The organism is Pseudomonas koreensis (genome assembly GCF_025447595.1).
GTDB classification, from domain to species: domain Bacteria; phylum Pseudomonadota; class Gammaproteobacteria; order Pseudomonadales; family Pseudomonadaceae; genus Aquipseudomonas; species Aquipseudomonas koreensis_H.
In genome coordinates, this window is sequence record NZ_JAOEJU010000011.1 from 40,594 (window position 1) to 61,370 (window position 20,777).

Sequence of the window (20,777 nt, forward strand, 5' to 3'; positions counted from 1 at the left end):
TTGGATTTGTCTTGGCATCGGGGAGAAACACCCGGCGCTTTTCAATGTTCAGTGGCATCAGGAGGCGCAAGGATGGTTGATCGTTATGATGCCGAGGGCTCGCAAAGTTCTTATGAACCAGGCTCCGACGAACAGGTACTGAGCAATAAATTAGGGATAACCGATCCTGAAGACATGGATGACGCAGAGCTCATCCTGTTGGAAAAGTTGTACCAGTTCGTGCTCATCGAGCATTTGCCAAATCGGCCATTAACCATTCAGGACCTGAAAGAGTGGCACCGACACTGGTTGGGCAATCTCTATTCATGGGCCGGCGATGTGCGCGCGGTGAATATGGGGAAGGACGGCTTTTTCTTTGCCGCAGCACCGCAGATTCCCCGACTGCTTGATGGTTTCGAGAGGGACTGTTTAGCCAAGTACACACCCTGCAAGCCTGACCTAGATGAAAACCTGATCCACGCCATCGCTGTCACGCACGTGGAGTTCATCCTGATTCATCCATTTCGCGAGGGTAATGGGCGCTTGTCGCGATTGTTGGCCGATGTCATGGCGGTGCAGGCGGGGTATGTGCCGCTCGACTACAGCAGTTGGGAGCGAAACAAAGAGGCTTATTTTGCGGCAATCAACCAAGGGCTAAATTGCAATTACGAACCCATGGAGTATTGGGTTCGGCAGGCATTGTGGACTTGAGTGACGACCTCATTTGGCCAGAGAAAGGTGCAAAAACTTGCTGTCCTTGAGCTTCAGCTTGCGTTCAATCGATTCAACGCTTTGACCCGTTTCGATGGCTGTCGAACTGGCAATCGCGCGTATCAACGCTTCGGCAGTGAGCTTTTTGGGGCGGCGGCGCGAAGCAGTCATGTCAGGAACTCGATAGGAAGCGTCAGCCGAGTATAGCGTCTTGCCTGATGTTGAAAACCTTGTGGCCCGGGCGAAACCTTCAGCCGGGTCATGAAAATCCCACCCCGCGATTTTCATTATTCGCGACAAGACATATCCAAAAACGACAACCCTTATCCCTCCACGAAAATTACTTTCACTTCGTTTGAAAACTCGATCTCGAAATGATTTATGAGTTTCACAACCCATTCGAACGTGACCCTTTCGAGGAGTACCGCATGACACCGTCCTTCGGCTATTGGCTGCTGGTGTACGCCGCCGTTGCCATCATCGCCCTGATCGTTCTGATCGCCCGTTACCGGCTCAATCCGTTCATTGTCATCACCCTGATTTCCATCGGCCTGGCGCTGGTGGCGGGGATGCCGCCGTCCGGCGTGGTGGGGGCGTATGAGGCCGGGGTGGGCAAGACGCTGGGGCACATTGCGCTGGTGGTGGCGCTGGGGACGATGCTCGGCAAGATGATGGCCGAGTCCGGCGGGGCCGAGCAGATGGCGCGCACGCTGATCGAGCGCTTTGGCGAGAAGAACGCGCACTGGGCGATGGTGTGCATTGCGTTTCTGGTGGGGCTGCCGCTGTTTTTCGAAGTCGGTTTCGTGTTGCTGGTGCCGATTGCCTTCACGGTGGCGCGGCGGGTTGGCGTGTCGATTCTGATGGTCGGTTTGCCGATGGTCGCCGGTCTGTCGGTGGTGCATGCGCTGGTGCCGCCGCACCCGGCGGCGATGCTGGCGGTGCAGGCCTATCAGGCGTCGGTCGGGCAGACCTTGCTGTACGCGATTGCCATCGGTATTCCGACGGCGATCATTGCCGGCCCCCTGTACGCCAAATTCATCGTGCCGCGCATTCAGTTGCCGGCGGATAACCCGCTGGAAAAACAATTCCTCGAACGCGAACCCCGCGACAGCCTGCCGGGTTTCGGTATCACCATGGCGACCATTCTGTTGCCGGTGGTGTTGATGCTGATCGGCGGCTGGGCCAACCTGATTTCCACGCCGGGCAGCGGTTTCAACCAGTTCCTGTTGTTCATCGGCAACTCGGTGATTGCGCTGTTGCTGGCGACGCTGTTGAGTTTCTGGACGCTCGGCATTGCGCAGGGTTTCAACCGGGAATCGATCCTCAAGTTCACCAACGAATGCCTGGCCCCGACCGCCAGCATCACCCTGCTGGTGGGCGCCGGTGGCGGTCTGAACCGGATTCTGGTGGACGCCGGCGTCACCGATCAGATCGTCGGCCTGGCCCACGAATTTCACCTGTCGCCGCTGATCATGGGCTGGCTGTTCGCCGCGTTGATGCGTATTGCCACCGGTTCGGCCACCGTTGCCATGACCACGGCTTCCGGCGTGGTCGCGCCAGTGGCCATCGGTCTGGGTTATCCACACCCGGAACTGCTGGTGCTGGCGACCGGCGCGGGCTCGGTTATCTTTTCCCACGTCAACGACGGCGGCTTCTGGTTGATCAAGGAATACTTCAACATGACGGTGGCCCAGACGTTCAAGACCTGGACGGTGCTGGAAACCCTGATCTCGGTTGTCGCTTTCGCCCTGACCGTCGGTCTTTCTTACCTGCTGTAGTCGGAGTTATCCGCCATGGACATCCTTTATCAGATCCGCGCCCGTCAGGATTCCTTCAGCGCCGGTGAAGGACGCATCGCCCGTCTGATGCTCGACGACGTAGGATTTGCCGCCTCCGCCAGCCTCGAAGAACTGGCGCAGCGGGCCGAAGTCAGCACCGCCACGCTGTCGCGCTTCGCCCGCACTGTCGGTTGTCGCGACCTGCGCGATCTGCGCCTGCAACTGGCCCAGGCCAGTGGCGTCGGCAGCCGTTTCCTCGACCCGGCGGGCAAGCCCGAACAGTCGGCGTTTTACGGGCAGATCGTCGGCGATATCGAAACCACCCTGCGTCAGCATCTGGCGGCGTTCGATGAATCGCGCTTCGCCGATGCGGTGAAACTGCTGGGCCAGGCGCGGATGATTCACGCATTCGGCATCGGCGGTTGCTCGACCCTGTGCAGCGACGAATTGCAAGTGCGGCTGGTGCGCCTCGGCTACCCGATTGCGGTGTGCCACGATGCAGTGATGATGCGCGTCACCGCCGCCAGCCTCAGCGCCGAGCAGGTGGTGATCGTCTGTTCGCTGACCGGCATCACCCCGGAGTTGCTGGAGACCGTGGCGCTGGCGCGCAACTACGGCGCACGGATTCTCGCCATCACCCGCGCCGACTCGCCGTTGGCGGAACTGGCCGATATCGTCCTGCCGTTGCAAGGCGCCGAGACCTCGTTCATCTACAAACCGACGGCGGCGCGCTACGGCATGCTGCTCGCCATCGACGTGCTGGCCACCGAGCTGGCGCTGGCCAATCCTGAAGACAATCAAGAACGTCTGCGGCGGATCAAACTCGCCCTCGACGAATACCGTGGCGGCGACGATCACCTGCCGCTGGGAGACTGACATGCTGTACGACACCCTGATTCGCAACGCCTTGGTCATCGACGGCAGCAACAGCCCCGGTTACGCCGCCGACGTGGCGATCCTCGATGGCCGAATCGCGCGCATCGGTGATTTGCACGAGGCCCGCGCCACCGATGAAACCGACGCCGCCGGCCGTGTGCTGGCGCCGGGTTTCATCGACGTGCACACCCACGACGACACCGTGGTGATCCGCCAGCCGCAAATGCTGCCCAAGCTCAGCCAGGGCGTGACCACGGTGATTGTCGGCAACTGCGGGATCAGTGCGGCGCCGGTCAGTTTGCGCGGCGATCCACCGGATCCGATGAACCTGCTCGGCTCGGCGGCGGCGTTCGTCTATCCGCGCTTTAGCGATTATCGGGCGGCGGTCGAGGCGGCCAACACCACGCTGAACGTCGCGGCACTGGTCGGGCACACGGCGCTGCGCAGCAATCATCTTGATGATCTGTTTCGCACCGCCACCGACGATGAAATCAGCGCGATGCGCGAGCAGTTGCGTGAAAGCCTGGAGGCGGGCGCCCTCGGTTTATCCACAGGGCTGGCGTATGCGAGCGCGTTCTCGGCTTCCACCGATGAAGTCATGCAACTGACCGAAGAACTGAATGCCTTCGGTGCGGTGTACACCACGCACCTGCGCAGTGAATTCGAACCGGTGCTGGAGGCGATGGATGAGGCCTTCCGTATCGGACGCCACGCACAATCGCCGGTGATCATTTCCCACCTCAAATGTGCTGGCGCCGGTAACTGGGGCCGCAGTCTGCAGTTGCTTGCCTCGCTGGAAGAGGCGGCGAAAACTCACCCGGTCGGCTGCGATTGCTATCCGTATGCGGCGAGTTCTTCGACGCTGGATCTGAAACAGGTCACCGACGCCCACCGCATCACCATCACCTGGTCGACGCCGCATCCGGAAATGGGCGGTCGCGACCTGATGGACATCGCTGCCGAATGGAACCTGTCGTTGCTCGACGCCGCCAAGCGTCTGCAACCGGCGGGTGCGGTGTACTACGGGATGGACGAGAACGACGTGCGCCGGATCCTTGCTCATCCGCTGTCGATGGTCGGTTCCGATGGCCTGCCGGAAGACCCGTTCCCGCACCCGCGTCTGTGGGGCGCTTTCCCTCGGGTGCTCGGACATTTCAGTCGCGATGTCGGGCTGTTTCCGCTGCACACCGCCGTGCACAAGATGACCGGTCTGTCGGCCGCGCGTTTCGGCCTGAAGGAACGGGGCGAGATTCGTGAAGGACACTGGGCGGATCTGGTGTTGTTCGACCCGGCGACCGTGCGTGACGTGGCGGATTTCAACGACCCACAACGTGCCGCGCAAGGTATCGACGGTGTGTGGATCAATGGCGTGTTGAGTTACCGCGACGGTCAGGCCAACGGCCAGAGACCCGGGCGGTTTCTGGCGCGCCAGGGCGATCTGCGCGACGGCTTTCGTTGAATTTTGCTGACTGTGTCACGGTGATGGCACATTGCAATTAAAGAAAGCCATCACCAAGCCGAATTGCTGACATCCACCCCGGCTACACTCTGGGGCCAATCAGTCAGGGAGCAACCCATGAGCTTCGGCAAAACCACCCCGATCCTGCGGATTTTCGATGAAGCCAAGGCCGTGGAATTCTACGTCGATTTCCTCGGCTTCAAGATCGATTGGCAGCATCGTTTCGAACCCGGTTTCCCGTTGTACCTGCAGGTTTCGCGCGGCGAATGTGTGCTGCATTTGTCCGAACACCACGGCGATGCAACACCGGGTTCGGCCCTGCGGATCGAGACCGATGAGTTGGAGGCGTTCCAGCAGCAGTTGGTCGCCAAGAACTACAAGTTCTCGCACCCGGGCATCCAGGCCATGCCGTGGGGCAGCCAGGACATGACCATCGCCGATCCGTTCGGCAATCGCCTGGTGTTCACCAACGCGATCAGCCTCTAACTGTCGTTCGCTACCCGGTGAGTCTGCCGAAACTCGCCGGGCGGCATGCCACGTCGGCTCTTGAACGTGCGGTGAAACGAACGCGGTTCGGTGAAGCCCAGATACTGGGCGATGTCCTGAATCGGCAAGGTGCTGTTGAGCAGATAATGCTCGGCCAGTTCCTGGCGCAGCTCATCGAGAATCTGCTGATACGAGGTGCCGGCCTGATGCAACTGGCGTTGCAGCGTGCGCACGGACACAGCGAGATGTTCGGCCACCTGTTCTTTGCGCGGCAGACCTTCCTTGAGCAACTGGCGCAGGATGCTCTTGACCCGCTGTTCCAGCGAGGCATCCTCCAGCGTCGCCATCAAACTCTGCGCGTGTTCTTCCAGGGTGCGCAGCAAATGCGCATCGGCCTGGCGCAACGGCAACTGCAAATACGGCAGCGGCACGATCAGCGCGGAATACGGCTGATCGAACAGCACCGGGCATTCGAAAAACGCTTCATATTGCGCCAGCGTCGTGTCCGGCGGGATCGAGTGTTCCAGCCACACGGCGGCCGGCGACAGTTGGGTGTCGGCAATCCAGCGTGCGTATTGCAGCCAGGAACCGAGCACGTTTTCCACCAGATGTCGGCGGATCCGCGGGCGTTCAAAGCGGCAGCTCCAGATCAGGTGCACGTGGCTGTCGCGCACCTCGGCGCGGCTGACGCCCATATCGCCCACCAGTTTTTCGAACGGCATGATGCGGCTCATGGCGTCGCCCAGTGTCGCGCAGTTCATGGTGATGTAACCCAGCACGCTCCAGGAGTTGGGCAGCACGAAATTCGCGGCGTTGAGACCGAACAACGGATCGCCCGAGTGTTCGCAAAAGTAATCGAGCAACCGCTCATGGGTTTCACCCGGCAGGCGCAGGCTGTTGTCGCTCAACTGCTGCGCCTGCAACCCGGCCGCCGCCAATGCAGGCTCGATGGCCAGGCCCAGATGTTCGGCATGACGCAGGTATTTGAGCAGAGGCGGAACGGAGGTGAAGCCGAGCGATTGCATGACCGAATTCCCTTGAACGAGGCCGCCACGGGCGGATGAGCGCCCTGAAAGGTAATTTGAATCCACGACTAAAGTAAATGGCTGACGCTTGCGCGACGTTTGACTCAATTGGCTACTCGAACTGGCCGGATGCGACCGTGACACTTTCGGCCGGCTGACTAGTATGAGGGCCTGAAATCTCACTGATCAGACTGCACAGAAGGACACACGCATGCGACGCTGGAACGGCTGGGGAGATGCAACCACGGTGGTCGAACTGCCGGCCCAGGGCGCAAGTTTTCTCCATGAGCGACTGGGGGAGGGACGCGCGCTGCCCGATGCGACACTCGAAGGGGCGCTGGCCCGGGTGCCGGTCTCGCGGCTGGCGGAACACGCGTTGTACAGCATCGATGCCCATGATCGTCTGCTGCATGCCCGGGGGCAGAGCCTGCCGGACTGGCTGGCATTGCGCGAGGGCGCGCTGGGCAATTATCCCGACGCCGTGGCGTTCCCGGAAACCACCGAACACATCCGCCAGTTGCTGGCGCTCGCCCAGGCGCAGGATCTGTGCCTGATTCCCTACGGCGGCGGTACATCCGTGGCCGGTCACATCAATCCGCCGGACTCTGCGCGGCCGGTGGTGACGGTGTCCTTGGCGCGGATGAGCCGCCTGATCGACCTCGACGAACAGAGCCTGCTGGCGACTTTCGGCCCTGGCGCCAGTGGCCCGCAGGTGGAAAGTCAGTTGCGCGCCCGAGGCTACACGCTGGGGCATTTCCCGCAGTCGTGGGAGCTGTCGACGCTGGGCGGTTGGGTGGCCAGTCGTTCCAGTGGTCAACAATCGCTGCGCTATGGGCGGATCGAGCAACTGTTCGCTGGCGGAACCCTGGAAACCTTTGCCGGACCGCTACAGATTCCAAACTTCCCGGCCTCGGCAGCCGGCCCTGATCTGCGCGAAGTGGTGCTGGGTTGCGAGGGGCGTTTCGGGATCATTTCCGAGGTCAAGGTGCGGGTCAGTGCGTTGCCGGCCGATGAACGTTTCTACGGTGTGTTTCTGCCCAGTTGGAGCAAGGCGCTGCAAGCCATTCAACAACTGGCTCAGGCGCGGGTGCCGCTGTCGATGCTGCGTCTGTCCAACGCGGTGGAGACCGAAACTCAACTGGCGCTGGCCGGCCATCCGCAACAGATCGCCTGGCTGGAAAAATACTTGAGCCTGCGTGGCGCGGGGCAGGGCAAGTGCCTGCTGACCTTCGGCGTAACCGGCAATCGCAAGCAGAATGCGCTGTCCCTGAGTCAGGCCCGTCAGCATCTGAAGGCATTCGGCGGTGTGTTCACCGGTACGCTGCTGGGCAAGAAATGGGCGCAGAACCGCTTCCGTTTTCCCTACCTGCGGGAGAACCTGTGGAACGCCGGTTACGTGGTCGACACCCTCGAAACCGCCACCGACTGGAGCAACGTCGACAACCTGCTCAGCCTGATCGAAAACAGCCTGCGGGATGCCTTGGCGGCGGAGGGTGAGCGCGTGCATGTATTCACCCATCTGTCCCACGTCTACGGCGAAGGCTCGAGTATCTACACCACTTACGTGTTTCGCCCGGCGGCGGACTATCCCGCGACGCTCGCTCGCTGGAAGGCCCTCAAGCACGCGGCCAGCCAGACCATCGTCGACAACCACGGCACCATCAGCCACCAGCACGGCGTGGGCAAGGATCACGCGCCGTATCTGGCACGCGAGAAAGGCGCGCTGGCGATGGACACCTTGCAGGCGCTGAGCCGGCACTTCGACCCGGCCGGGCGCCTGAACCCCGGCACGCTGTTGCAGGAGTGACTGCGATGAGCGCGGACTGGAACGCCGAATGGCGCCAGCAAGTCCTGCCGACGCTGGCGGCTGAAACCTGGGATCTGATCGTCATCGGCGGCGGCATCAGCGGTGCCGGCATCCTGCGTGAAGCCGCGCGCCGTGGCTGGCGTTGCCTGCTGCTGGAGCAGCGTGATTTCGCCTGGGGCACGTCCAGTCGGTCGTCGAAAATGGTCCATGGCGGTTTGCGCTACATCGCCAAGGGCCAGTGGCGCCTGACCCGGGATTCGGTGCGCGAACGCCAGCGTCTGCTCGACGAGGCACCGGGGCTGGTGGAGCCGATGAGTTTCATGATGCCGCACTATCGCGGCGGTTTTCCCGGGCCGCGAGTGTTGGGTGGTCTGTTGTCGATCTATGACGCATTGGCCGGGCGCCGAGATCATCGTTTCCATGACGCGCAGCAACTGCGATATCTGGCGCCGGGCGTGAAAGAACATGACCTGCTGGGTGGCACCTGTTTTATCGATGCGCTGACCGATGACGCGCGGCTGGTGATGCGCGTGTTGAGCGAAGCGCGGGCCGATGGTGCGGTGGTGCTCAACGGTGTACGCGTCGAACATCTGCTGCGTGAAAACGGGCGGGTGTGCGGGGTTCAGGTCGAGGACTGCGAGGCCGGCGCCTCACTGCAATTGCGTTGTGGTGTGCTGGCGGTGGCCACCGGTGCCTGGGCCGAACGCCTGCGTCCATCTGAGGCGCCCCGCCAGTTGCGTCCGTTGCGCGGCAGTCATTTGCTGCTGCCGGGCTGGCGCTTGCCGGTGGCGCAGGCGTTCACGTTTCTGCATGAGCGGGATCGGCGTCCGGTGTTCGTTTTCCCGTGGGAAGGTGCGACGGTGGTCGGCACTACCGACCTCGATCACCGCGAGAATCTGGACCAGAGTGCGAGCATCAGTGCGGAAGAACTCGACTACCTGCTGGCCGCCTGCCGACAGCAGTTTCCCGGCGCTGAAGTGACAACCGCCGACGTGCTTTCAACCTGGTCCGGCGTGCGTCCGGTAGTAGGCAGCGCGGCGGGTGAGCATCAAGACAAGCCGTCGAACGAAACCCGTGAACATGTGCTGTGGCAGGAGCCGGGTTGCGTCACCCTGGCCGGCGGCAAACTCACGACGTTCCGCCCGCAAGCCATCGAAGTGCTCAAGGCCTGCGCCGACATGCTCGGCCGTTCTTTCGAAGACGATGCCGTGCCGGTATTTGCCGCCGTGCCGCCACTGGCGATCCCGGATCTCAGCCCCGGTCAGTGGCGACGCCTGGCCGGGAGACATGGCCGAGACCTGCCGAGGCTTGCGCAACTGCTCACTGAACTGGGCCACGACACCGTCGGCGCCACCGACACCTTATGGGCCGAACTGGCCTTCGCCTGCGAAGCGGAAATGGTCCTGCACCTGGATGACCTGCTGCTGCGCCGAACCCGTCTCGGCTTGTTGCTGCCCCGTGGCGGCGCGGAGTATTTCCCGGCCATTCGCCGACTCTGCCAACCACGGCTGGGCTGGGACGACGAACACTGGCAACAGGAACAGCAACGCTATCAGGCGTTATGGCAACGCCATCACGGCCTGCCGGAAATCGCGCAGTGATGCCCTTCGAAGAGAGCTCCATGGACAACCACCCGAACAAGCGTTACCTGCTGGCCATCGACAATGGCACCCAGAGCGTGCGCGCGCTGCTCTTCGATTTGCAGGGCAATCTGCTCGGCAAGGGCAAGGTTGAATTGCAGGCTTATTACTCGACGCAACCGGGCTGGGCCGAACAAGATCCGGAATATTACTGGGCGAAACTGGGCGAAGCCTGCCAGCAGGTGTGGGCGCAAACCGGCATCGATCGCTCGCAGATTGCCGGGGTTTCTCTCACGACCCAGCGTGGCACGGTGATCAATGTCGACGCTCAGGGCAAACCGTTGCGCCCGGCGATTCTCTGGCTCGATCAGCGCCAGAGCGAAGTCGAAGGCGGGATCAAGGGGCCGTGGGGCTGGCTGTTCAAACTGGCCGGCGCGCAGGCCACCGTGGATTACTTTCGCGCCCAGGCCGAGGCCAACTGGATTGCTCGCCATCAACCTGACGTGTGGGCGGCGACCGACAAGTTTCTGTTGCTCTCTGGATTTCTCACGCATCGGCTGTGCGGGCGCTTTGTCGACTCGGTGGGTTGTTGCGTCGGTTACCTGCCATTCGACTTCAAACGCCTGCGCTGGGCCGCAACCCGTGACTGGAAATGGCAGGCGCTGGCGGTGCGTCCCGAGCAACTGCCGACCTTGCACAAACCCGGTGAAACCCTCGGCCATATCAGCGCCGAAGCCAGTCGTCACACCGGCATTCCCAAAGGCGTGCCGCTGATTGCTGCGGGGGCCGACAAGGCCTGTGAAGTGCTCGGCTCCGGCGTCGTCGACTCGGGCACGGTGTGCCTGTCTTACGGCACCACGGCGACGATCACCAGCACCCGTTCGCGCTATCTGGAAATCGTCCCGCTGATTCCGCCGTACCCGTCGGCGGTGCCGGATCAGTACAACTGCGAGGTGATGATTTATCGCGGTTACTGGATGGTCAGCTGGTTCAAGAACGAGTTCGGCCTGCGGGAAATGCAGCAGGCCAAAGAGCAGGGTATCGAGCCCGAGCAACTGTTCGATGCGCTGGTCGATGCGGTGCCGCCGGGCTCGATGGGGTTGATGCTGCAACCGTATTGGTCGCCCGGTATTCGCGAACCGGGCGTGGAAGCCAAAGGCGCAATGATCGGCTTCGGCGACGTGCACACCCGCGCGCACATTTACCGGGCAATTCTCGAAGGCTTGGCGTATGCCTTGCGCCAAGGCATGGAGAAAATCGAGAAGCGCTCGAAGATCTCCGTCACCCGTTTGCGAGTCGCTGGCGGTGGCTCGCAAAGTGATGCGGCGATGCAACTCACGGCGAACATTTTCGGCCTGCCGGCGGAGCGTCCGCACGTCTATGAAGCGTCCGGTCTGGGCGCGGCGATTTGCTGCGCGGTGGGGCTGGGGCTGCACGCGGATTTCCCCACGGCGATAGCGGCGATGACCCGGGTCGGTGCTGTGTTTCAGCCGCAACCCGAGGCGCAACAGGTCTATGAGCGCCTGTACAAGGACGTCTATCTGCGCATGTATCGACAGCTCAAACCGTTGTACCAGAGCATCCGCAAGATCACCGGTTACCCGGCCTGAACGAATAGCGCACGTGGCGCTATCGGAGAACTTTTCTGGTGAGATCGGACAGTGTCAGGGGCGGGGTCGATTGTTAGGCTCGATCCCCACGGCACACATAACAAGAACCAGAAGCAATGAAGCTGATCTCCCTCCTGCTGCTTTGCGCAATAGCCCCGACGGCGTGGGGCTGGTCGAATCATACGGTGGGCAGCTACCTGGCGTTGCAGGACCTGCCGGCGTTGCGCGATGCGTCGCCCGTCGAAGTCGAACCGCTGGAGCAGTTTCTCTCCGAGCAATACCCGGCCATCGTCGCGTTGCTCGACGAGCAGGAGCGCTTCGCTCGCGAACATTTCAACCAGTACCCGCCGCGCCCCGACAACCTCAAGTTGCCCGCTGTGCCGAGCGACAATCTGCGCCACGACTTCCTCACCGCGCTGCGGATCAATCCGCAGATTTATCTGGCGATGGTCATCCAGCCGTTGCCGGGCAAGGACCTGCACGAGCGCGAGCATCTGCAGGCCGATCAGGTGATGGTCGAGCAGACACTTTCGCCGTGGAATCGCCAGCGTTTCATTCGCGTGGCCGATCACGAAAAAGTCGCGCCCCTGGCCGTGCTGGCGAGCGCCGCCGACGAGCCGGATTACGGCCACGACATCAATCTGTTCAGCGACAACCCCGGCGAAGTCGCCGCGCTGTATGGCTTCGGCCCGCAGCCGTTTGGCGATGCGCGATTCCAGTACAGTTCCCAGGCGCCGTTCCACATGGGCTTCTTCCATGAGAGCCCGGTGGTGTATGCGGCCGCCGGATTCCTCGAACGCAGTTGGCCAGACTGGCGCGCGTATCAATACATGGGGCTGGCGCGACTGGCGTTTGCCAGTGGTCACTCTTATTGGGGTTATCGCTTTCTCGGCTGGGGCCTGCACCACGTTCAGGACCTGACTCAGCCGTATCACGCCAAGCCATTGCCGGGCGTCGAATTGCCGAGCCTTCTGCTGCTGGAGGGCAAGGCGCTGGCCGGTTTTGCGGATGACAAACAGGCGTCCATCGAACGGGTCGCGACCCGCCACATGGAAGTCGAGAAATACCAGTCGACCTGGCTGCGCCGCGTGCTGCGCGCCGGTCAGCCGCATCCGATGCTCGACGCTTACGCCGATGCCGCCGGGGACGCGCATTACCCGTCGTACTCCGTGGACTACCTGCGCGAAGTGGTGAGTGCCGAGTCGGTCGACGACTCCGCGGCCTTCGATGAGGCCATCGGCCAGTGGCTGGAAACGGCACCGGTCACCAGTGATTTCAGCGCGGGCAATCAGTTGCAGCGCGAGACCTTCGAGCATCCGCAACTCAATCAGCAACTGCTCAGGCTGCTCGGCCATTTCGGCGCCCACAGCCGGATTTATGTCAGCGCGGGGCTGGCGCCATAAGCATCGCGGCAACACACAACAATAAGAACAGGGAAGGAGGAATAGATGATCAACACTCGATTGCGCCTGTCTGGCGTAGCGCTCCCCGGTGTCGGTTTGGCAGGGCTGCTGCAACTCTGCGCAGTCGACGCGGTGCAGGCCGCGGAGTTCAGCGTGCTGGACAATCAGGTCACCGGCTCGCTCGACACGACCTTGTCCTATGGCCGCTTGTGGCGGGTCCAGGGCCGGGACAAGACCAACGACGACGTCAACACCAACGACGGCAATCGCAACTTCGACACCGGGCTGGTTTCCGAGGTGTACAAGATCACTTCGGAGCTGGAAGCCAACTACCAGAACTACGGGGTGTTCCTGCGCGGCACGGCGTTCTACGACACCCAGTTGATGGACAAGCGCAACGACTACTACCACAACAACAGCCCGTCGCAGCCGAGCCAGAGTTATCCCCAGGACGACCGTTTCACCGGCCAGACCCGCGACATCGCCGGCAGCCGGATTGAAATGCTCGACGCCTACGTCCATGGTTCCTGGGATGTCGCGACAATGCCTGTCACCGCGCGAGTGGGGCGTCAGGTGTTCAACTGGGGCGAGGGGATTTTCTATCGCGGCGGGGTCAACACCACCAACCCGGTGGACGCGGCGAAGTATCGCTTGCCGGGTGCCGAGGTCAAGGAAGTGCTGATGCCGGTGGAGGCGGTCAGCTTCAACATCGGCCTGAGCGACAACCTGATGATGGAGAGTTTCTACCAGACCAACTGGAAAGAAACCCGCATCGACCCGGTCGGCACCTTCTACTCGCAGACCGACCTATTCGCTGACGGCGGCAACACCGCTTACAACAACTTCAGCGGCACCGCGCTTGATACGCCGGTGCCGGGGTTTGGCAATGTCATCGGCCTGTACAGCGCGCTGGGCAACAATCCATTGCTCGGCCCGGCGCTGAAGTCCACCGGTCTGTACGCCAACGGCGTGACTCCGGCCTACGGCAACACCCTTAAGGTGGCGTCGATCGGCAAGGACTACAACGCGCGCAACGACGGTCAGTTCGGCTTCGCTTTTCGCTACATCGCCGAAGAGCTCAACAGCACCGAGTTCGGCCTGTACATGGTCAATTACCACGCCAAGGAACCGACCATCGCTGCCGACCTGGGCGGTTACAACGGAATCGACATGAATGCCCTGACCAACATGCTGTCGAGCGTCGCCGGCAGTCAGGCCGGGGCCCTTGCCAACGGGCTGGCGACTGCCGATGTGATGGGCAACATCCAGGCCCATCGACGCTATGCCGAAGACATCCGCATGTACGGTTTCAGCTTCAACACCACGCTGGGCGAGGCCTCGGTGTTCGGTGAAGTGGCCTATCGGCCGAACCTGCCCATCGGCGTCGCGGCCACCAACGATTTGATCGGCGATCTGGCCAATGGCGCTGCCGCAGCGGTGTCCGGCAAGACCATCAACGTCGGCGGGCAAATGGTCACCCTCGACAGCCAGATCAACAACGCCGAGCGGGTGGAGGCGTTCAACACTTCGCTGGGCAGCATCTACAACTTCGGCCCGACGCTGTCGTTCGACTCGATGTTCGGCATCTTCGAACTGGCCTCCGAGCACCTGCGCGGCAGCAGCCTGCAATACACCGCCTACGACGGCAGCAACCGTTACTACGCCGGCACCGGCAACACTTCATATGTGTCCGGCGGCGATCGCGACGATCAGGTCAACCGCGATTCCTACAGCTACACGGTGATGTTCAACGGCACCTGGAACGACGTTTACGCCGGGGTCAACGTCTCGCCTTACGTCGTCTACAAAGACGACTTCAAGGGCAACAGCTACCAGGCCGGCAACACCATCGAGGGCCGCAAGGCCTACACGCTGGGGATCAAGGCTAACTACCAGAACAGGCTCGAAGCCGAGTTGCAGTACACCGAGTTCTACGGCGGTGGGCAGAACAACGGCATTCGCGACCGCGACAACGTCGGTTTCAACCTCAAGTATTTCTTGTGAGTACCAAACACAGTTTTTGCGGCAGCTCATCCCCTGTGGGAGCGAGCTTGCTCGCGAAGAGGCCGGCACATTCAACAAAGCTGTCGCCTGACAAACCGTTTCGTCGGAACGCCGCCCGGAGCAAGCTCGCTCCCACAGGTTTTTGTACTTCGGAGAAGATCATGTTTCACACTTCAAGACTGACCAAGATCTCGCTGGCGCTCGTCCTCGGCCTAGTCACCGGCAGTGCACTGGCGGCCATCTCGCCCCAGCAAGCCGAACAACTGAAAACCTCGCTCACCCCCATGGGCGCCGAGCGCGCCGGCAACGCTGCCGGCACCATTCCGGCCTGGACCGGCGGCATCACCCAGGCACCGGCCGGCTACAAACCCGGCCAGCATCACCCCGACCCATACGCGGCGGACAAACCGCTGTTCACCATCACCAAGGCCAATCTCGACCAGTACAAAGCGCATCTCACGCCGGGCCAGATCGCCCTGTTCAACAGCTACCCCGACACCTTCCAGATGCCGGTCTACCCCTCGCGCCGCTCCGGCTCCGCACCGCAGTGGCTGTATGACAACACCCTGAAAAATGCGACCTCGGCCAAACTGCTGGAGGGCGGCAGCGGGTTCGCCGACGCCTATGGCGGCGTGCCGTTTCCGGTGCCGAAGGATGGCGTCGAAGTGCTGTGGAATCACATCACCCGCTATCGCGGCATCTACGTCGTCCGTCGCGCTTCCGAAGCACCCGTGCAACGCAACGGCAGCTTCGCGCTGGTGACCTCGCAGCAGGAGGGCTTCTTCAACTACTACCGCCCGGGTAGCCAGTTCGCCGACCTGAAAAACATCCTGTTCTACTACCTCGCCTTCGTGAAAAGCCCGGCGCGCCTCGCCGGTGGCGCAGCGCTGGTGCACGAGACACTGGACCAGCTCAAGGACGCCCGCCAGGCCTGGATCTACGACGCCGGCCAACGCCGCGTGCGCCGCGCACCGAACCTCGCGTACGACACGCCGATTGCCTCCTCCGATGGCCTGCGCACCGCAGACGACACCGACCTGTTCAACGGCTCGCCGGACCGCTTCGACTGGAAGCTCAAGGGCAAGCAGGAAATCTACATCCCCTACAACAACTACAAAGTCGGCAGCCCCGACGTGAAATACGCCCAACTGCTCACCCCCGGCCACCTCAACCCGCAATACACCCGCTATGAGCTGCACCGGGTCTGGGTGGTCGAAGGCACACTCAAACCGGGGTCACGGCATATCTATTCCAAACGCGTGCTGTTCCTCGACGAAGACAGCTGGGGCGCCGCCCTGGTGGACCAATACGACGGGCGAGGGGAGCTGTGGCGCGTGTCGATGGCCTACCTGAAAAACTTCTACGACCTGCCCACCACCTGGAGCGCACTCGACGTCTTCCACGACTTGCAGGCGCGTCGGTACTACGTGCAGAACCTGGATAACGAAGAGGCCTCGACCGTCGACTTCTCGCAACCGGTGCCGGAGGATTCGTATTTTATGCCGTCCGCGTTGCGGCAGCGGGGGACGCGCTGAACAGGTAAATCGGCCGTTCGGCAGTTTTCAAGTTTGAGCAAGATCGAGTGTGTTAGTCTGCAATCAATGATTTCATTGATTGCAGGAGGCGTCATGGCCAGCATCACCATTCGAAACCTTGATGAAAAGCTCAAGGAGCAGTTGCGAATTACCGCTGCTCACAACGGACACTCTATGGAGGAAGAGGCTCGTTTGATACTCGGCCGGGCCTTGGCAGCAGTTGATCGCGCCGGAGGTCTTGGAAGCCGGATACGCAATAGATTCAGTGCTGTAGGCGGAGTGGACCTTGATCTGCCTGAGCGTTCAGAGAAAGCTACCGGGGTGGATTTTTCTGAATGATAGTGCTCGATACCAACGTTCTTTCAGAGTTTATGCGCGTCGAACCTGAGACCCGGGTGCTTGCCTGGGTTGATGCACAACCTGCGATGGATTTGGCAGTCAGCGCGATAACAGTGGCGGAAATACTCCACGGAATCGCACGGCTTCCCTCGGGCAAGCGCAAAAAAAATCTTGAAGCCCTTGCCATGGCGATGTTCGAAGAGGACTTCGCCGGCCGCATTTTGCCATTTGATGCTCATGCCGCAGTTGAGTACGCGACACTGGTTGCAGACTGTGAATCAAAGGGGCGAACCGCGTCGATGGGAGATGCTCAGATTGCAGCCATCTGTCGAACTCACGGAGTGCCGATTGCTACTCGCAATGTGAAGGATTTTGAGTTCAGCGGGGTTGAGGTGATTAATCCCTGGGTGACCGTAGCGACGCCTTAGCCGTTTGTAGCACTCTCGCAAAAAAGCCCGCGCCCGAAGTGATGATTAATCATTTCGGGCGCGGGCTTTTTCGTTGTAGATCGCTATTCGACGCTAAACATCAAACGCGGAAATGACTCACCATCTGCTGCAACTGCCCACCCAGCCGCGCCAGTTCAACGCTGGACTTGGCGGTCTCATCACTCGCGGCTGCCGTCTGCTCCGACACGTCGCGAACATTGATGATGCTGCGGCTGATTTCTTCGGCCACGGCGCTTTGCTGTTCGGCGGCAGCGGCGATCTGCTGGTTCATCGACTGGATGTTCGACACCGTGCGGGTGATGTTTTCCAGGGAGTCGCCGGCCTTGCGGGTCAGGGCGACGCTGCTGTCGGTCAGGGCGCGGCTGTTGTTCATCACGGCGGAAACCTGTTGCGTGCCGTTCTGCAGACCGGCCACCAGGCCTTCGATTTCCTCGGTGGATTTCTGGGTGCGCTGGGCCAGGCCACGGACTTCGTCGGCGACCACGGCAAAACCACGACCGGCTTCACCGGCACGCGCCGCTTCAATTGCAGCGTTGAGCGCCAGCAGATTGGTCTGTTCGGCGACGGCCTTGATCACGTCCATGACGCTGCCGATCTTGTCGCTTTCCTGTTGCAGCACGCTCATGGCTTCGGTGGAACGCACCACTTCGCTGGCCAGACGCTCGATCTGGGCGATGGCTTCGTTCACCACTTTGTCACCTTCGCGGGCTTCGCCGTCAGCGGCGGCTGCGGCTTGCGAGGCTTCTTCGGCGTTGCGCGCGACTTCCTGCACGGTGGCAGTCATCTCGTGCATCGCAGTGGCGACCTGATCGGTCTCGACCTTCTGGCTGTTCACGCCGGCGCTGGTCTGTTCGGTCACGGCCGACAGTTCTTCGGCGGCGCTGGCGATCTGGGTCACGCCGTCGCGGATGCCGCTGATCAGGTCGCGCAGGGTCACGCCCATGCGCGCGATGCCTTGTTGCAGCACGCCGAGTTCGTCGCGGCGGGTGACGATCACGTTGTGGCTCAGGTCGCCGCTGGCGATGCGGTCGACCACGGCCATGGTTTCCTGCAGCGGACGGGTGATCTGGCGGGTGATGATGAACGCCGCGATGACGCCCACCAGCAAGGCCAGCAGGGTGCTGATCAGTTGCAGGGTGCGGGCCTGGGCGCTTTCGGCGTCACGACGGTCTAGCTGGATCTGATACAGCTGCTCGCTCAGCGATACGATCAGGTTGCCCTGGTCGGTCATTTCCTTGCGCGCCTGCACCGCATCGGTGTTGGCGTTCTTGAAGGCCTGCAAGGCGCTGCGGTAATTGGTGAGTGCGGTTTCCAGCTGACGTAGCGCGTCTTGTTGGCTGCTGGCGAAATGCACATTCAGCTGCTTGAGGCTGGCGATGGCGGCGTCCAGTTGGCCGACGGCTTTCTGCTCGGTCTCGGCGTTGGCAGTGGCGGTGTAGCCGCGCACTTCGTAGCGCGCCAGGATGAAGGCTTCCTTGGCGGCGGTGATGGCCTGGAACTGCTCGAAACGCTCATCGCTCAGCGGCATTTGCTGAACGCGGGCGCTGATCGCTTCGATCTGGTTGTAAGCCGCTTCGGCGTTGCTGCTCATGGTGTCGCGCGCGGTGTTGCCGGTGCGGTAGGCATTGCGCATTTTATTCAGCGACGTCTGGTACTCGGCGATAGTCGCCGCCTGCTCCTTGAGCAGTTTGACGTTCTCGGGGCTCTTGAAGCTGCCGATCAGTTTTTGCTGCTGCGCAGCGAAACCGTCGAGGGTGGTCTGCACGTTCTGCGCGGCGGTTTCGTCGCCATTCGTCAGCATGTATTGCAGGCGCACCACGCGCAGTTTGGTCAGGCCAGCGTTGAGCTGGGTGATGTCGCTCATCCAGTTGCTGCGGTCAATCAGGCCGCCCAGGCTGGTCCAGCCGGTAAGTGCCAGAACACAGGTCAGGGCCAGGACGAGGCCGAATCCGAGCCCCAGTTTCAGGTTTACGCTGATGTTGCCGAACCAGCTATTCATCAAAAATCCTCCAGAAAACGTTGTGCGTCTTGATCGTCGGTCAGGCTGGAAGATTGTTGTTTTTTTGAGCCAGCAAGGGTGTAGCAGGACTGTATCGGCCGCAAATCCGAGAGCTGAAAGGATTTTGTCCGACAGAATTTGTAACAAGCGATCCCAAGACTTTTTTCACATGAGTTTCACCGGCTGCCTACGCCGTCCTCTCTACCCTCGCCGCATCGAATGACAAGTGATGGCGGCTTTTTGTGGAATTGAGACTGAGTCTGTTCGGCGTCAAACGCTCGGTTGATCTGAGTGGTCTGGCCCGTTTTCGAAACACCTGGGTGGTGCTGGCGGCGTCGGCGCTGGTGATTCCGCTGACCTTGTGGCTGCTGGCGCCGGCGGCGGTGCCTGACCTTGCCCACGGCAATGTGGCCGGGGCGCAGGCGCTGAAGGACGGCTGGGACAAGGGCGAGATGATTGTGCTGGTACGCCATGTCGAGCGCTGCGATCACTCGAAAGCCCCGTGCCTGAGCGGCAATGACGGCATCACTGACCGTTCGCGCAGTGTCGCGGTGAGCGTCGGCGCCCAGTTCGAGCAGTTGGGCCTGGACAAGGCCGACGTCTACAACAGCCCGATGATGCGCACCGTGCAGACCGCCGGTTACATGTTCAACAAAGCCGCAACCGGCGAAGACTGGCTGATCAGTTGCAAGGGCCGGATGCTGCAGGACGCGCTCGCGCACAAAGTCCCGGGACGCAACCTGATTCTGGTGACCCACAGCGAATGCATGGCGCAGCTGGAAAAAGACCTCAAGGTGCCGGCCTCGACCCTCGGGTACGGCGCATCGCTGTTTGTTTCCGCCGCCAGCCCGGCGGCCCCACAGATGCTCGGCTTCATTGAAGCCTCCGACTGGCGCACGGTGACCACCCAATGAAATCACGCTTTTATGCTTACAACTTCGGCATCCCGCTGCTGTGTGCCGCGCTGGTGTTCCTGATGTTCGACATGACCCGTATCGACATCGCCTTCAGCAATCTGCTGTTCGATCCGTTGAGCCAGACATTCCCGCTCGACAAGATCCATTTCTTCGAAAAATTGACCCACAAGTGGGCGCGGATCATTCCGAACTGGACGGCGGAAATTGCCCTGATCGGCGCCATGCTGTCGTTTGTCTGGCCGCTGGTTAAACCGCAAAAACATCCGCGTCTGGGCGGTTTTCTCGAGCGCAGCAAAGTCGCGCCGGTGCTGCGCTTTGCCGCCGATCACCGTAGGGATTTTCTGTTTGTGGTGGTGGCTTTCGCGGTCTGCACCGGGGTGATCCATTTCCTCAAGGCGCACACCAGCGTTTACTGCCCGATCGAGACCACGCTGTACGGCGGAAAGATGCCGCACATCGAGTGGTACAACAATTTCCAGCTGTTCCACGAAGCGGGTGAAGGGCGTTGCTGGCCCGGCGGCCATGCTTCCGGTGGCTTCACCATGCTGGCGCTGTATTTCGTGGCGCGTCGTTACCAGTGGCGCTTTTCCAGCGCGTTGCTGTGGGGTTCGCTGCTGCTCGGTTTTGTCTACGGCACTACGCGGGTCCTACAGGGCTGGCATTACATGTCCCACACGTTCTGGGCCGGTATCTTCGTGTGGCTGGCGTGTTTGCTGACGGCGCTGGCGTTCTACGGGCGGGCTCGTCTGGAATTGCCGGTGTTGAGCAAGCGTGAGCGAAAGGTGTTCGCTGCACAGCCTGAGGTTTCTCTCTGAGTTCT

18 protein-coding genes and 1 pseudogene are annotated in these 20,777 nt (G+C 61.5%); 15 read left to right on the top strand and 4 right to left on the bottom strand.

What is annotated here, in order from left to right; translation table 11 throughout:
* Positions 1-72 precede the first annotated feature (72 nt).
* Positions 73-690: a Fic/DOC family protein gene (locus N8H71_RS15100; RefSeq protein ID WP_262194606.1), complete on the top strand. Its 618-nt coding sequence runs from the start codon at positions 73-75 to the stop codon at positions 688-690.
* A 9-nt stretch (positions 691-699) separates the two neighbouring features.
* Here the strand turns inward: N8H71_RS15100 and N8H71_RS15105 are convergent, their stop codons facing one another.
* Positions 700-978 carry a hypothetical protein gene (locus N8H71_RS15105; protein ID WP_262194607.1) on the bottom strand — a complete coding sequence of 93 codons (279 nt, stop codon included), beginning with the start codon at positions 976-978 and terminating at the stop codon, positions 700-702.
* Between the two features lie 140 nt (positions 979-1,118).
* On the opposite strand from N8H71_RS15105, the gene N8H71_RS15110 reads away from it, so the two are divergent.
* The 4 genes from N8H71_RS15110 to N8H71_RS15125 all read left to right on the top strand — a co-directional run bounded on the left by N8H71_RS15110 (position 1,119) and on the right by N8H71_RS15125 (position 5,289).
* Complete coding sequence (locus N8H71_RS15110; RefSeq protein WP_085608174.1) at positions 1,119-2,468, top strand: GntP family permease; 1,350 nt, start codon at positions 1,119-1,121, stop codon at positions 2,466-2,468.
* A gap of 15 nt (positions 2,469-2,483) precedes the next feature.
* On the top strand, positions 2,484-3,344 hold the full coding sequence (locus tag N8H71_RS15115; RefSeq protein WP_262194608.1) for a MurR/RpiR family transcriptional regulator: 861 nt from the start codon (positions 2,484-2,486) through the stop codon (positions 3,342-3,344).
* Between the two features lies 1 nt (position 3,345).
* The gene (locus N8H71_RS15120) at positions 3,346-4,803 is read left to right on the top strand and encodes a D-aminoacylase (RefSeq protein ID WP_262194609.1); all 1,458 of its coding nucleotides are present in this window, start codon (positions 3,346-3,348) and stop codon (positions 4,801-4,803) included.
* A 117-nt stretch (positions 4,804-4,920) separates the two neighbouring features.
* Entirely contained in the window at positions 4,921-5,289 is a 369-nt protein-coding gene (locus tag N8H71_RS15125) for a glyoxalase superfamily protein (RefSeq protein ID WP_007953815.1), read from the top strand.
* On the opposite strand, the gene gliR is transcribed toward N8H71_RS15125, so the two are convergent.
* Positions 5,286-6,314: an AraC family transcriptional regulator GliR gene (gliR, locus tag N8H71_RS15130; protein WP_262194610.1), complete on the bottom strand. Its 1,029-nt coding sequence runs from the start codon at positions 6,312-6,314 to the stop codon at positions 5,286-5,288. The two genes, N8H71_RS15125 and gliR, sit on opposite strands and share 4 nt — an antisense overlap.
* A 211-nt stretch (positions 6,315-6,525) precedes the next feature.
* Here gliR and N8H71_RS15135 point away from each other — a divergent pair, with 211 nt between their 5' ends.
* The 8 genes from N8H71_RS15135 to N8H71_RS15170 all read left to right on the top strand — a co-directional run bounded on the left by N8H71_RS15135 (position 6,526) and on the right by N8H71_RS15170 (position 17,020).
* Positions 6,526-8,121, top strand: coding sequence for an FAD-binding oxidoreductase (locus N8H71_RS15135; RefSeq protein ID WP_262194611.1), 1,596 nt, complete (start codon positions 6,526-6,528; stop codon positions 8,119-8,121).
* 5 nt (positions 8,122-8,126) lie between these two features.
* Entirely contained in the window at positions 8,127-9,722 is a 1,596-nt protein-coding gene (locus N8H71_RS15140) for a glycerol-3-phosphate dehydrogenase/oxidase (protein WP_262194612.1), read from the top strand.
* Between the two features lie 20 nt (positions 9,723-9,742).
* On the top strand, positions 9,743-11,311 hold the full coding sequence (locus N8H71_RS15145) for an FGGY-family carbohydrate kinase (RefSeq protein ID WP_262194613.1): 1,569 nt from the start codon (positions 9,743-9,745) through the stop codon (positions 11,309-11,311).
* 116 nt (positions 11,312-11,427) lie between these two features.
* Entirely contained in the window at positions 11,428-12,714 is a 1,287-nt protein-coding gene (locus N8H71_RS15150) for a phospholipase (protein WP_262194614.1), read from the top strand.
* A gap of 45 nt (positions 12,715-12,759) precedes the next feature.
* Positions 12,760-14,718 carry a DUF1302 domain-containing protein gene (locus N8H71_RS15155; RefSeq protein ID WP_262194615.1) on the top strand — a complete coding sequence of 653 codons (1,959 nt, stop codon included), beginning with the start codon at positions 12,760-12,762 and terminating at the stop codon, positions 14,716-14,718.
* A gap of 161 nt (positions 14,719-14,879) precedes the next feature.
* Positions 14,880-16,253, top strand: coding sequence for a DUF1329 domain-containing protein (locus N8H71_RS15160; RefSeq protein WP_262194617.1), 1,374 nt, complete (start codon positions 14,880-14,882; stop codon positions 16,251-16,253).
* A 93-nt stretch (positions 16,254-16,346) separates the two neighbouring features.
* A complete protein-coding gene (locus tag N8H71_RS15165; RefSeq protein ID WP_192563434.1) occupies positions 16,347-16,592 on the top strand; it encodes a FitA-like ribbon-helix-helix domain-containing protein in 246 nt (81 codons plus the stop codon).
* The gene (locus N8H71_RS15170; RefSeq protein ID WP_192563435.1) at positions 16,589-17,020 is read left to right on the top strand and encodes a type II toxin-antitoxin system VapC family toxin; all 432 of its coding nucleotides are present in this window, start codon (positions 16,589-16,591) and stop codon (positions 17,018-17,020) included. The genes N8H71_RS15165 and N8H71_RS15170 overlap by 4 nt, the downstream gene beginning before the upstream one ends.
* Before the next feature lie 100 nt (positions 17,021-17,120).
* Here the strand turns inward: N8H71_RS15170 and N8H71_RS28865 are convergent, their stop codons facing one another.
* Together N8H71_RS28865 and N8H71_RS28870 are read right to left on the bottom strand one after the other, a co-directional pair.
* Positions 17,121-17,984: a methyl-accepting chemotaxis protein gene (locus N8H71_RS28865; protein ID WP_371321019.1), complete on the bottom strand. Its 864-nt coding sequence runs from the start codon at positions 17,982-17,984 to the stop codon at positions 17,121-17,123.
* Positions 17,979-19,040 (bottom strand): annotated as a pseudogene (locus N8H71_RS28870) (methyl-accepting chemotaxis protein); the annotation flags it as partial. The pseudogene N8H71_RS28870 and the gene N8H71_RS28865, both read right to left, overlap by 6 nt.
* Before the next feature lie 242 nt (positions 19,041-19,282).
* Here N8H71_RS28870 and N8H71_RS15180 point away from each other — a divergent pair.
* Positions 19,283-19,954, top strand: coding sequence for a histidine phosphatase family protein (locus tag N8H71_RS15180; protein WP_262194620.1), 672 nt, complete (start codon positions 19,283-19,285; stop codon positions 19,952-19,954).
* On the top strand, positions 19,951-20,772 hold the full coding sequence (locus tag N8H71_RS15185; RefSeq protein ID WP_262194621.1) for a phosphatase PAP2 family protein: 822 nt from the start codon (positions 19,951-19,953) through the stop codon (positions 20,770-20,772). The genes N8H71_RS15180 and N8H71_RS15185 overlap by 4 nt, the downstream gene beginning before the upstream one ends.
* Positions 20,773-20,777 lie beyond the last annotated feature (5 nt).